The sequence below is a fragment of the Acuticoccus kalidii genome, from assembly GCF_021556395.1.
GTDB lineage: Bacteria > Pseudomonadota > Alphaproteobacteria > Rhizobiales > Amorphaceae > Acuticoccus > Acuticoccus kalidii.
Genome location: NZ_JAKGCS010000010.1, coordinates 273771 through 286872, shown reverse-complemented (window position 1 = coordinate 286872; position 13102 = coordinate 273771). Strand labels below are relative to the sequence as shown.

Genomic DNA, 13102 nt, shown 5'->3' with positions numbered 1-13102 from the left:
CACGGCCCACCCTCGCCGCATGATGGACCCGGCGACCGCGGTCGCCATCGCCCCCTTCGGGACAACGGTGGCTCACGACGCCTCGATCACCGTTCCCGTCCCGGTTCGCCGCATCGCCCGTCCATCGAGGATCCCGTCCGCCACCCACCGCGCGACGATCGGGGCGGCGGTGAACCCCATCCACGGAAAATAGGCGTTCCAGAAACCGGGCGCGCCGTCCGCCTCGCCGATGATCGGCATCCAATCCTCTGTCCCGTTGACGATCGCGGCCCAGCTTCGCACGATGCGCAGATGGGCAAGGCTCGGCATCGTCGCGGTGGCGACCTCGAGATTGCGCAGGAGATTGCGCGGATCGACCGTCGGCGGCGCGTCGCCGATCCGGCGCGAGGGCCAGCCGCCGCCGATGATCAGCGAGCCCGTCGCCGTCTGCTTCAAGGTCAGCTTTTCGCGTGTCGCATAGACGAGATGGGGCACGACCGGGCCGGCCCGCTCCGTGACGCACGATTGGATCGGGTAACCTTCCGCCGCGAACGGCACTCCTGCGAGGCTCGCAACGCGCGCAGCGTCGGTTCCGGCGGCGTTGACGACGATCTCCGCCTCGACGCAATCCCCGTCGAGACGAAGATGCCAGCGCCCCGCGCGCCGCTCCAACGCAAGCACTTCGGTGTCCCGCCGGATGACGGCGCCGCGCCGGCTCGCGGCCGTCGCGAAGGCTCGTCCGGCGAGGAGCGGGTTCGCCTTGCCCTCATTGGCGCAGAAGACCGCGCCGACATGATCGGGGGCGAGATAAGGCGCCTCGCGCCGCAGATCGGAGGCCGACCAGATCGCGACATCGAGACCGGCCTCGGCCTCGATCGCCGCCTTGCGCTCCGCCGCCCGCATCGCCGCCGCATTCGACGCGACGAGGAGCCCCCCCTTCACCGCGACCTCCAACGAGACGCCGAGCATCGTCTCGACCTCCTTCCAAGCGTCGACCGCCGCGCTCATGATCCGCGTCACCGGGGCGTAGGCGCGCGCCCAGTCCTCGCCTTTGTTGAGGAAGGGGTCGAACGGGATCTGTGCATGGAGCGAGCCGGCGTTCGCGGCGGAGGCGAGCGCGGCAATCTCGCCGCGTTCGAGGACCATCACCTCGGCCCCGCCTTCGGCGAGGCGGTGGGCCGTGGCGCACCCCGTGATCCCGCCCCCGATGATCGCGATATCGACCTTCACACGCATCGCTCCCGACCAGAACCCGACAACCCCACCCCGCCCGGCGAAATCGCGATCGTCCGGCGGCCGGGCCGGCGGCTGGTTTACAGCCTTCTGTGCGTAGTGGTAACTTCTGTTCGCATACCGTTACAGCGTTTGCCGCGAGATTCACCACCCGATGTTCGCTTCTCCCCGCCGCGCGCCGCGTTCGTCTGTCCCGACGGGGTCGCCGCTCGGCGCATCGCCACCGGCGGCCGGGCCTTGGTCGACGGTCGCTGAAACGGCCGCTCCGCGCGCTTCATGGCGCCCGTTCCGCCTCGTGTCCGCCGGCCCGATCGACGGCGTTCGCCGGTCACGCGCTCACAAGAGAGTATCATGATGAAGACTTTCCGCGGCAGCTACACCGTCAGCGTCACGCCCTTTGCCGAAGGCGGCGCCGCGCTCGACCTCGACGCGCAGCGCCGCTTTCTCGACTGGCAGCTCGAGAACAAGGTGCCGGGGATCATCATCCTCGGAACGACCGGCGAGTTCCTCACCATCTCCGACGAGGAGCGCCGCCAGTTCGTCAAGGCGACGGTCGAGCATGTGGCCGGCCGGATGGACGTCCTCGTCGGCACGATGAACGCCTACACGCCGAACGCCGTGCGCTATTCGAAGGAAGCGGAGGAATTCGGCGCGGACGGGCTGATGATCGTCCCACCCTATTATTACACCCCCACCGAGGACGAGATCGCCGGCTATTATGGCGCGATCGCCGAGGCGGTGCGGCTGCCCATCATGCTCTACAACAACCCCGTCACCTCGAATGTCGACATGTCGGCCGCCCTCGTCGCCCGCCTCACCGCCGCGCACGAGAACATCCGCTACATCAAGGAGGCGAGCATGGACGTCGCCCGCGTCTTCGATGTCGTGGAGGCGACCGGTGGCGTGATGAACGTCTTCGCCGGTGAGCGGATCGTGGAATCCTTCCTCCTCGGCGCCGTCGGCTATGTGAACCCCTACGGCAACTACATCCCCCGCGCGTCCGCCCGAATTTGGGATTTTCTCGTCGCGGGGCGGATCGAGGATGCGAAGGCGATCCAGCGCCTCATCACCAAGCTCGATCATGTGATCGCCGAGGGCCACCCGACCTACGGCCACCAATGTTATTCGAAGGCGCTCGCCGCCGCGGCCGGCTGCCCCGTCGGGGACGTGCGGGCCCCGCTCACCACCTTCGCCGCGCTCGGTGCGGAGGGTGAGCGCCGCGTCGCGACGATCACCGCCATCATGGGCGAACTCGACACGCTGATGGACGAACTCGAGCGCCGGCCGGTCGCAGCGTGAGCGGACCCGATCACGTGGCGGCCCTTCCCCGCCTTTTCGAGCCGATGGCGCTTCGCGGCGTCACGTTGAAGAACCGGATCGTCGTCGCGCCGATGTGCCAATATTCGGCCGTCGACGGTCACGCCACCGAATGGCACCTTGCCCACCATGGCCGCTTCGCGCTCGGCGGCGTCGGTCTCACGATCCTCGAAGCGACCGGCGTGACGGCGGCCGGGCGGATCACGCCCGGCTGTCTCGGCATCTATGATGACGGCCATGTCGAGGGACTGTCGCGCATCGTCGATCTTTATCATGCGCATGGCAGCGCGGCCGGAATCCAGCTCGGCCATGCCGGACGCAAGGCCTCGACGCGCCGCCCCTGGGACGGGGCCGGCCCGCTCGATCCCGACGGGCGCGAGCCGCCCTGGCCGACCCTTGCCCCGAGCGCCCTTCCGGCGGTCGAGGGGTGGCACACACCGAAGGCGCTCACCAAGGCGGAGATCGCCGAGATCGTCGACGCCTTCGCCCTCGCCGCGAAGCGGGCCGACCGCGCCGGCTTCGACGTCATCGAGATCCACGGCGCGCACGGCTATCTCGCGCACACCTTCATGTCGCCGCTCTCCAACACGCGGACCGACGAATATGGCGGCTCGCTCGCCAATCGGATGCGCTTTCCCCTCGAGGTCGTCGAGGCGATCGCCGCGGTCTGGCCGCAGGACAAGCCCCTCTTTTACCGCGCGTCGGTGACGGACAATGCGGAAGGCGGCCTCACGGTGGAGGACACGGTCGCCCTCGCCCGCGAGCTGAAGGCGCGGCGGGTCGACGTGATCGACTGCTCGTCGGGCGGGATCGCAGGATCCGTCAGCCTTCAGATGGTCTTGCCGAAGCCCGGCTTTCAGGTGCCCCTCGCCGAAGCGGTGCGCGAGGGGGCGGGCATCGCGACGATGGCCGTCGGCATGATCACCGAGCCGGAGCTCGCCGAGGAAATCCTCCAGTCGGACAAGGCCGATCTCATCGCGATCGCGCGCGAGTTCCTGTCGGACGGCGCCTGGCCCTACCGGGCGGCCGAAGCGCTCGGCCATCCCGACCCGTTCGCCGTCCTGCCCCAGCAATACGCCTTCTATCTGCGCCGCCGCGCGCAGTCGGCGAAGAGCTGACGCCACCGGTCGGCGCCGCCCCGCCGGTCAGGCGAGCCCGGCGTCGATCGGAATGTCGGTCCCGGTGATCCCCGCGGACAGATCGCTTGCGAGGAAGAGCGCCGCCCCCGCGACCTCCTCCTCCGTCGCGATCCGGCCGAGCGCGGCCTCCGCCCCCATCGCGGCGAAGGCCGCGGCCGCCGAGGTGCCCCCCGCCTCGGCGCGCGCCTCGACACGGCCGCGCAAGGCATCCGTCGCGACCGGCCCCGGCGACAGCGTGTTGACGCGGATGCCATAGGCACCGAGATCCGCGGCCGCTGCGCGCATCAGACCGATGACGGCGTGCTTCGTCGCGCTATAGGCCGCCTGACGCGGATGGGCGCGGCGGCCATTCAGCGAGGCCATCAGGATGATCGACCCGCCGCGGGCGCGCATGTGCGGGACCGCCGCCTTGAGCGTCGCCGCGACGCCGCGCACATTGATTGCGAAGGCGCGATCCCATTCGGCGAAGTCGAGCGCCTCGATCCGGCGCCATGGCGGCACGATCCCGGCATTTGCGACGACGATGTCGAGCCCGCCGAGCCGCTCGGCCGCAGCGTCGATCACCTCGGCAAGGCGCGCGGGCTCGGCGACGTCCGCATCGAGCGCGAGCCATCCGGGCGGCGCCGCCCCGGCCTCGCGATCGAGCACCGCGCCAACCGCACCGGCCGCGGCGAACCGCGCCGCGATGGCAGCGCCGAGACCGCGAGCGCCTCCCGTCACGAGGGCGCGGCGGTTGGCGAGAAGAGGAGCGTTGGCGTCGGGCATTCGGTCGTCCATGCTGGAGCTTGTGCGCAACGCGCACATCCGTACGCTAACGGCGCGACATCGCGGAGGAAATCGTCCACGGTGACAAAATCGACCCAAACGCCCTTTCCGCATCGCGTGGCCGGGCGAAGGCAAGGTCCATGACGCGATCCGACGATGCCGATGCGTGGCTGACATTCGACGGCCGGCCGATCCCGGCACGGCGCGGCGAAACCGTGGCCGCCGCGCTCACCAGCGCCGGGGAACGCCGCCTCCGCGCCAGCGAGACCGGCACGCCGCGCGGTCTCTTCTGCGGCATGGGCGTTTGTCAGGAGTGCGTCGTCACCCTCGACGGCCAACTCAATGTCCGCGCCTGCATGACGAAGGTGACCGGCGATCACACCATCACCCGGCAAGGCGTGATCGACCCACTCGCGAGGCCCGCCGCGCCGATCGCCACAGATATCGCCGCGATCGAGGGCGCGCGGCCCGACCTCCTCGTGCTCGGCGGCGGTGCGGCGGGATTGTCGGCCGCATCGGTCGCGGCGGAAGCGGGGCTCGACGTCCTCCTCGTCGACGAGCGGCCGATGCCGGGCGGTCAGTTCTACAAACAGCCAGCCGCCCCCCATGCGGGCGACCATCACGCCGATGCGCAGGCGGCCGGCGGCGCGGCCCTCATCGAACGGGCGCGGCGCGCGGGTGTCACCATCCTGTCCGGCGCGGAGATCTGGGGCGCCTTTCCCCCGCTCGAGTTCGGCCTCCTTCATAACGGGACGAACACGATCCTCGCCCCGAAGCGGGCCCTCGTCGCGACCGGCGCCTATGAGCGCGGCCTCCCCTTTCCCGGCTGGACCCTTCCCGGCGTGATGACGACGGGCGCCGCACAGACCCTTTGGCGCAGCTACCGCACGCTCGCCGGGAAACGGATCCTCATTGCCGGCAACGGGCCGCTGAACCTGCAGGTCGCGGTCGAGCTTCAGCGCGGCGGGGCGGAGGTGGTCGCCGTCGCCGAGCTTTCCGCCGCGCCCTCGACGCTCGCCGGAATGCGGATGCTCGCGGCCGACCCGGCCCTCGCCCTCAAGGGCGTCTCATATCTGTGGGCGTTGAAGCGGGCGGGTATCGCGCTCCATCATGGCGCGGTCATCGGCGCGGTCGAGGCGACCGGGTCCGGCCTCGCGGCGACGCTTCGTCGGCTTGATGGCGGAGCGCCCGGCGCGCCGCTCGCAACGATCGAGGTCGACGTGGTGGCGGTCGGCTATGGCTTCCAGCCCCAGAACGAAATTCTGCGCGCCCTCGGCGCTCGCCACCATTTCGACCCGGCGCGGCACCATCTCGTCACCGAGCGGGATTCGGACGGAGCGACGACCGTCGCGGGGCTCTATGCCGCCGGCGATTGTTGTGGCCTCGGCGGTGCGCCGGCCGCGGTCGACGAGGGACGCATCGCGGGTGCGGCGATCGCCGCTTCGCTCGGCCGGCCGCTCGCCGCGCCCGCCGACCGCGAGATCGCCGCCGCGCGCCGTCGCCTGCCCCGCCACCGCGCCTTTCAGAGCGCCTTGTGGCGCGCGTTCGCCGCCCCGCGCCTCGAGACCGAGCTTGCCGAGCCCGACACCCCGATCTGCCGCTGCGAGGGCGTGAGGCGATCCGACATCGCCGCCGCGATGTCGGACGGTGCGGCCTCCATCGGGGAAGTGAAGCGGGCGACCCGCCTCGGCATGGGCCGCTGTCAGGGCCGCTATTGCGCCCCGATCCTCGCAAGCCTCATCGCAACATCGGGCGGCGGGGTGCCGCACGAGTTTTCGCTCTTCGCGCCGCGCGCCCCGGTCAAGCCCGTCGCCATCGCGGACCTTCTCGCGATCGGCGCGCGCCCGCGCGAACCGCAGGATCGTTGACCCCGGACCCCGGCGTCCGCCGGGCGAGGCGCGTTCGTCAGCGCAGCAGCGCGAAGGAGATGCGCTCCGCCGTCTGCACCAAGCGGGGGATGAAGCGGGAATGCACCTCGTCGAGCGAGATCCGCGGCGTCGGGCAGCACATGTTGAGCGCACACACCGTGCTTCCGCTCGGCGATTTGATCGGCGCGGAGATGGAGCGCAGGCCGAGTTCGAGCTCCTGGTCGACGAGCGACCAGCCTTGCCGGCGAACGTCGGCGATCGCCTTTTTCAGCTTCGGCTTGCTCGTCAGCGTCATCTCGGTCAACGCCTCGAGCTTCGCGCCGGCGAGGTGCTTGTCGAGTTCCTCCGGCGTCAACGCCGCGAGAAGGACGCGCCCGCTCGATACGCAATGCGCCGGAACGCGGCTGCCGATATGGAGATCGACATCGAAGAAGCGGAGCGAGGCGGCGCGGGCGATATAGATCACCGACATTCCGTCGAGGACGGCGGCGAAGCAGGACTCGTTCATTTCCTTGGCGAGATCTTCCATCGCCGGCTGCAGCACCTCCAGGATGTTCATGGAGGCGAGCACGGAAAAGCCGAGTTCCAAGATTTTGGCGGTGAGGCGGAAATGCTTGCCGTCGGTCTCGGCGTAGCCTTCTCGCACGAGCGTGAGGAGGAAGCGGCGCGCGGCGGCGCGGGTCATCTCGGTTTCGGCCGCGATCTCGCTCAGCGTCATCGACGGGCGCGCCCGGCTGAAGGCCCGGATCACGTCGAGCCCACGCGAAAAGGAGGCGACGAAATCGCGCGTCGAACCGGCGTCCTCGTTCTCAGACTCAACAGCCACCGTGCCCGCCATCCCGTCTCCACTCAGCTACGCGCCGCGCCCGTCCGATGACGGGCACGATCGCAGTATTCCACATTTTGCGTACAATTGTGCGCAGTGCGAATATACACTTTTGCGCACCAATCCAAGCCCGACCTCCGCCGAAACCGGGATCCGCTCTTGCCGATCGCGCCTCGGTCCGTCCTGGTGGGGCACGCATCGCCGAAAAATGTGGCAAGATCTCGAACCGATCGAGGGCGATCACCCCCACGGGCCGGCGCCGCGCCGCGACAGGGGATCGCCATCATAAAGCCTCTCGGAGTCGACTGAAAAGACGACCTGTCGGGCTTCAATATACCGGCAGCGCACGAAGAGCCTCGTCGATCGCGATCGTCCCGCCTTGCGAATCGGGTCATGATCAGGCGATCCCGGCGCGCCGACGATGGCGGGCCGGCGGCCCCGTCGTCGCGAGCGGACAGCAGAATGACTGAAACGATCGAACGCGTCGTGATCATCACCGGCGCGGCAAGCGGCATCGGCGCCGCCACCGCACGACGCCTCGCCGCGCCCGGCACGCGCCTCCTCCTCCACACGCGCCAGAACCGGGACGGGCTCGCCGCGATCGCGGCCGAGATCGAGGCGAAGGGGGCCGTCTGCGCAACGGTGCTGTCCGACCTCACGGAGGCGGGCGCCGCTGCAGCGCTCGTCGTGGACGCGGCGAACCGCTTCGGCCGGGTCGATCAGATCGTCTCCAATGCCGGCCATGCCGACCGCCGCCTCGTCGGCGAGGCCGATCCCGATGCGCTCGCCGCCTCGTTCCGGTCGATGCCGGAAGCCCTCTACCGCCTCGCGGAAGCGGCCCTTCCCCACCTCGAACGGTCCGAATGGGGGCGCATCATCGCCGTCAGCTCGTTCGTCGCGCACGTGTTCGCGCCCGATGCCCTCTTTCCCGTCAGCGCCACCGCGAAGGGCGCCCTCGAAGCCCTTGCGAAAAGCCTCGCGGTCCAGCTCGCGCCGAGCGGGACGACGGTCAATTGCGTCGTTCCCGGCTATACCCGCAAGGATGCGACCGGCCACACCATCCTGAACGCAGCCGCCTGGGAAAAGGCGGCGGCGCGCGCGCCGATGGGACGGCTCGCGCTGCCGGACGATGTCGCCGCCGCCGCCGACTTCCTTCTGTCGCGCGATGCCGGCTTCATCACCGGCCAGATGCTCCATGTCGATGGCGGGTTGACCCTCGCATGACGACCGATCGCGGCACGCATGGGACGATGATGGTGGAGGACGCGCGATGACGGGGCGGAGCCTGATCCGGCACGTCGAGACCCACTGGCGCGGCCTCGGTCTCGCGGCGACGATCGGGGCATGCGCCGGCTTCCTCGCCGACCATTATGGCGCGCCGGCGATGCTGTTCGCGCTTCTCATCGGCATCGCCTTCCATTTCCTCCACGACCAGCCGCAATGCGCGCCCGGCATCGATCTCGCATCGAAGACGGTCCTTCGGCTCGGCGTCGCCCTTCTCGGCTTTCGCCTGCATGTCGAGGACATCATTTCGATGGGGGCGGGCGTCGTGTTGACGGTGTGCCTCCTCCTCGCGTTCACGATCGGCGCCGGCCTCGTCCTCGCCCCCGTCTTCGGACGGCCGCGGACCTTCGGCGTACTCACCGGCGGGGCGGTCGCGATCTGCGGCGCCTCGGCGGCGCTCGCCCTCGCCGCCGTCCTGCCCAAAAGCAAGACGTTGGAGCGCGATACGCTCTTTACGGTGATCGCCGTCACCACGCTCTCCACCATCGCGATGATCGGCTATCCGATCCTCTTCCAGGTTCTCGGGCTCGGCGATGCGGAAATCGGCTTCCTGATCGGCGCGACGATCCACGATGTCGCCCAGGTCGTCGGTGCCGGCTATTCGGTGAGCGAGGTCGCCGGCAACACCGCCGCGCTCGTGAAGCTCGAGCGCGTCGCGCTTCTGCCCGTCGTCCTCCTCGCGGTCTCGTTCATGAGCCGCGGGGGCGAGGCGAAAGGGATCTCCCTGCCCTGGTTCGTCATCGCGTTTGCCGTCTTCGTCGCGATCAACAGCACCGGTATCGTGCCGCTGGAGGTCGAGGCGCTCATCAACACCGTCTCCCGCGCCTTCCTCGTGGTGGCGATCGCGGCGCTCGGCGTGAAAACCTCGCTCGCGGCGATGTTCCAGCTCGGCGGCGGGCATATCGGCCTCATCGTCACCGAGACGCTGCTTCTCCTCGCGGCGGCTGTCACCGTGGTCCTCATCTGGTTCTGAGCGAAACGCGGCGCGGCCTCCCGGCATCGGTGCGGTGAAACGCCCGTTCAAAGTGGAGGCGCGTTTGACGCATCGCAGTGTTATCAACCGCGCGATGGCGTCCCTCGTCGGGACCGTTCATCGACACGCGAGGAGACCATGGCGAACCGACCCGTCGTAAAATCGTTCTGGGACAAGGCGACCGGAAGTTGGCAATACGTCTTCCACGACCCGGTCACGATGAAGGGCGCGATCGTCGACCCCGTGTGGAATTATGACGCGAACGCGGGCGCGACGACGACCGAATGCGTCGACGCGATCCTCGCACATGTCGCCGCCGAGGGGATCGAGATCGTCCACATTCTCGACACCCACCCCCATGCCGACCATTTCTCCGCCGCCCCCATCCTCGCCGAGCGGCTCGGTGCGCCGACGGGGATCGGCGAGCATGTCGTGAAGGTGCAGACGCTCTGGCAGGAGATCTACAATCTGCCCGACCTTCCGACCGACGGCCGCCAATGGGACCGGCTGTTTGCCGATGGCGAGGTGTTCCATGTCGGCGAGATCGCCGTGCGGGTGATGTTCTCGCCGGGGCACACGCTCGCCTCGATCACCTATGTCGCGGGCGACGCCGCGTTCGTCCACGACACGCTGATGATGCCGGACGCGGGGACGAGCCGCGCCGACTTTCCGGGCGGATCTTCGGCCGATCTTTATCGCAGCCTCCAGGCGATCCTTGCCCTCCCCGACGAAACGCGCGTCTTCGTCGGCCACGACTATGCGCCGAAGGGGCGCGAGGCGATGTGCCAATCGACCGTCGCCGAGCAGAAGGCGACCAACATCCACATGAAGGACGGCGTCAGCGAAGCCGATTATCGCGCCGTGCGCGATGCGCGGGACGCGACATTGCCGCTTCCCAAGCTGATGCTCGCCGCGCTCCAGATCAACATTCGCGGCGGCCGCAAGCCGGCCCCGGAGAAAAACGGCCGGTCCTACCTCAAGATCCCGATCGACCACTTTTCCCCGCGCACCTGACGCCCGCCATCGTGCATTGATGAAAGGACGCGGTCGGCGTACATCATCGCCGATCGCCCGCTCGGGCGACGACATCTGAACCCCGCGCTCCGTTTGCCCCGATCGCCGCTCTCGTCCGCGGCGGGCATCGCCGCGTTCGTGCCGTAGGATGGAGCCGGATGACGCTCTTGCGCAAATTCTTCGCTTATTACGCCCCCTATAAGGGCCTCTTCGCGCTCGATTTCGGCTGTGCGGTGCTGTCGGGACTTCTCGAACTCAGCTTCCCGATGGCGGTGAAGCTTTATATCGACCACCTTTTGCCGGCGCAGAATTGGGGCCTCATCATCGCCGCGGCGCTCGGCCTCCTCGCGGTCTATATTCTGAATACGGGGCTGATGTCGGTCGTGACCTATTGGGGTCATATGCTCGGCATCAACATCGAGACCGAGATGCGCCGCCGGGCGTTCGACCACCTGCAAAAGCTCTCCTTCAGCTACTACGACAATCAGAAGACCGGACACCTCGTCGCCCGCGTGACCAAGGATCTCGAAGAGGTCGGCGAGGTCGCCCATCACGGGCCGGAAGACGTCTTCCTCGCCGTGATGACCTTCTTCGGCGCCTTCCTCCTGATGACGACGGTGAATGTCGAGCTCGCGCTCATCACCGGCGCGATCGTCCCCCTGATCGCGTGGCTGACGACCCATTTCGGCACGCGGATGACGCACAATTTCCGCAACCTCTTCCGCAGCGTCGGCGCGTTCAATGCGCGGCTCGAAGAAAATGTCGGCGGAATGCGCGTCGTCCAGGCGTTCGGCAACGAGGAGCACGAGCGCCAGCTCTTCGCCGTCGACAATGCGCGCTATCGCGCGACCAAGCTCGCCGCCTACAAGATGATGGCCGCCAACAGCGCGCTATCCTATTTCGGTATGCGCCTCATCCAGGTGATCGTGATGATCGCCGGCACCTGGTTCGTAATCCGGGGGGAGCTGACGGCGGGCGGCTTCATCGGCTTCCTGCTGCTCGTCAACGTGTTCTTCCGGCCGATCGACAAGATCAACGCCGTCCTCGAGGTCTATCCGAAGGGTGTCGCCGGCTTCCGCTCCTATCTCGAACTTCTGGAGACGGAGCCCGATATCGTCGACCGTCCCGGCGCCGTCGACCTGCCGGAGATCGCCAACGAGATCCGCTATGAGAATGTGAGCTTCGGCTATCAAGGCTCGCGCAAGATCCTCTCGGGCATCGACCTGACGATCCGGGCGGGTGAGACGGTCGCCTTTGTCGGCCCGTCGGGCGCGGGCAAGACGACGATCTGCTCGCTCCTTCCCCGTTTTTACGAGCCGAGCGAAGGCCGCATCACGATCGACGGGCTCGATATCCAGGACGTCACGCTCTCGTCTTTGCGCCGCCAGATCGGCATCGTCCAACAGGACGTCTTCCTCTTCGCCGGCACGATCCGAGACAATATCGCCTATGGCCGGCTCGGCGCGAGTGACGACGATATCCGCAAGGCCGTCACCTCCGCGCGGCTCGACACGCTGATCGACGGCCTTCCCGAGGGGCTCGACACGGTGATCGGCGAGCGCGGCGTGAAGCTCTCCGGCGGGCAGAAGCAGCGCCTCGCGATCGCCCGCATCTTCTTGAAGGATCCGGCGATCCTGATCCTCGACGAGGCGACGTCCGCGCTCGATTCGGAAACCGAGCGGGAGATTCAAGCCTCACTCGCCAAGCTGTCCGAGGGGCGCACGACGCTGATGATCGCCCACCGCCTCGCGACGATCCGCGACGCGGACCGGATCGTCGTCGTGACACACGACGGAATCGCCGAAGAAGGACGCCACGGCGATCTCGTCGCGGCGCAGGGGATCTATCGCCGCCTCCACGAAGCCCAATTCGCGGGGGCCTGAGGGCTCAGGCGAAGCGGGCCTCGATCGGCGCGAAGGGCGTTCCCTCATACACGGCCGAGAAGACGGCGCCGGGCGTCAGCGGCCAGGCGTCGGTCAACGTGCCGGTGGTGATGATCTCGCCGATTTCGAGCGGCGGCTCCCCGAACGCGTCCAATCCCTCGACGAGGAAGCGAAGGGCCGAGAGCGGCCCACCGAGGACGTTTTCGCCGGCCCCGACCTCCACGACGCTCCCGTCTTTCGACAGATGAAGGCGGAGTTCCGGGAGCCTTTCCGGCCAATCACCCTCATTCGGCACCGGCGTGCCGAGAAGGAGGGCGCCATGAAGGCTGTTCGAGGCGGCCGCATCGGCAAGGGCGAACGACCAGCCCGGATAGACCGAATGGACGATCTCGAAGGCGGGCGCGAACCATGCGACGCAGCCCCGCAAGGCCGCCTCGTCCATGCCGGGCTGCGGAACGGCGGCGAGCTTCAGCGCGACCTCCGGCTCGATGCGCGGCTCCAGGAACGGCGCGAGCGACACGGGGCCGGCTTCGTCGAGCCGGATCAACGTGGTATCGGTCACATCGCCCCACATCGGGCCGTCGACGCCATAGCGCTCCCAGATCGTGCGGTTGGTGAAACCGATCTTGCGGCCGACGCGCCGACCGCCACGCCGGGCGTTGAGGCGCGCGGCGACCTTGTAGGCGTCGGCGAGGCCGAAACCCGGATAGCGTAACGAGATGGGATCGATCTGCCGCGGCGCACCGAGCGCGGCGTCGAGCTCCGCCGCGATCGTCTCCGCCCGCTCGGCGTCCGCCGCGTTGGCCTGTTCCATCCTCGCC

The 13102-nt window shown here is 68.5% G+C and carries 11 protein-coding genes; 7 read left to right on the top strand and 4 right to left on the bottom strand.

What is annotated here, in order from left to right:
- Positions 1-72 precede the first annotated feature (72 nt).
- Positions 73-1209, bottom strand: a complete 1137-nt coding sequence (locus L1787_RS07320) for an NAD(P)/FAD-dependent oxidoreductase (protein WP_235708029.1) — start codon at positions 1207-1209, stop codon at positions 73-75.
- Positions 1210-1563: 354 nt separating this feature from the next.
- Here L1787_RS07320 and L1787_RS07315 point away from each other — a divergent pair, with 354 nt between their 5' ends.
- Both L1787_RS07315 and L1787_RS07310 read left to right on the top strand, forming a co-directional pair.
- Positions 1564-2511 (top strand): dihydrodipicolinate synthase family protein, encoded by a 948-nt coding sequence (locus tag L1787_RS07315; protein ID WP_235708028.1) that lies wholly within the window; start codon positions 1564-1566, stop codon positions 2509-2511.
- 14 nt (positions 2512-2525) lie between these two features.
- On the top strand, positions 2526-3647 hold the full coding sequence (locus L1787_RS07310; protein ID WP_235708027.1) for an NADH:flavin oxidoreductase/NADH oxidase: 1122 nt from the start codon (positions 2526-2528) through the stop codon (positions 3645-3647).
- A 27-nt stretch (positions 3648-3674) separates the two neighbouring features.
- Here L1787_RS07310 and L1787_RS07305 read toward each other — a convergent pair whose 3' ends face one another.
- Positions 3675-4433, bottom strand: coding sequence for an SDR family NAD(P)-dependent oxidoreductase (locus L1787_RS07305; RefSeq protein ID WP_235708026.1), 759 nt, complete (start codon positions 4431-4433; stop codon positions 3675-3677).
- 140 nt (positions 4434-4573) lie between these two features.
- Between L1787_RS07305 and L1787_RS07300 the strand changes: the two genes are divergently transcribed.
- Complete coding sequence (locus L1787_RS07300) at positions 4574-6301, top strand: FAD-dependent oxidoreductase (protein WP_235708025.1); 1728 nt, start codon at positions 4574-4576, stop codon at positions 6299-6301.
- Between the two features lie 37 nt (positions 6302-6338).
- Here the strand turns inward: L1787_RS07300 and L1787_RS07295 are convergent, their stop codons facing one another.
- Entirely contained in the window at positions 6339-7127 is a 789-nt protein-coding gene (locus L1787_RS07295) for an IclR family transcriptional regulator domain-containing protein (protein ID WP_235708024.1), read from the bottom strand.
- Between the two features lie 462 nt (positions 7128-7589).
- Here L1787_RS07295 and L1787_RS07290 point away from each other — a divergent pair, with 462 nt between their 5' ends.
- From L1787_RS07290 to L1787_RS07275, 4 genes are all read left to right on the top strand, one after another.
- Positions 7590-8351, top strand: a complete 762-nt coding sequence (locus tag L1787_RS07290; protein ID WP_235708023.1) for an SDR family NAD(P)-dependent oxidoreductase — start codon at positions 7590-7592, stop codon at positions 8349-8351.
- A gap of 46 nt (positions 8352-8397) precedes the next feature.
- Positions 8398-9384, top strand: coding sequence for a YeiH family protein (locus L1787_RS07285; RefSeq protein ID WP_235708022.1), 987 nt, complete (start codon positions 8398-8400; stop codon positions 9382-9384).
- 138 nt (positions 9385-9522) lie between these two features.
- The gene (locus tag L1787_RS07280; protein WP_235708021.1) at positions 9523-10398 is read left to right on the top strand and encodes an MBL fold metallo-hydrolase; all 876 of its coding nucleotides are present in this window, start codon (positions 9523-9525) and stop codon (positions 10396-10398) included.
- Positions 10399-10556: 158 nt separating this feature from the next.
- Positions 10557-12281 (top strand): ABC transporter ATP-binding protein, encoded by a 1725-nt coding sequence (locus L1787_RS07275; protein ID WP_235708020.1) that lies wholly within the window; start codon positions 10557-10559, stop codon positions 12279-12281.
- A 4-nt stretch (positions 12282-12285) separates the two neighbouring features.
- Here the strand turns inward: L1787_RS07275 and L1787_RS07270 are convergent, their stop codons facing one another.
- The gene (locus tag L1787_RS07270; RefSeq protein WP_235708019.1) at positions 12286-13095 is read right to left on the bottom strand and encodes a 2-keto-4-pentenoate hydratase; all 810 of its coding nucleotides are present in this window, start codon (positions 13093-13095) and stop codon (positions 12286-12288) included.
- Positions 13096-13102 lie beyond the last annotated feature (7 nt).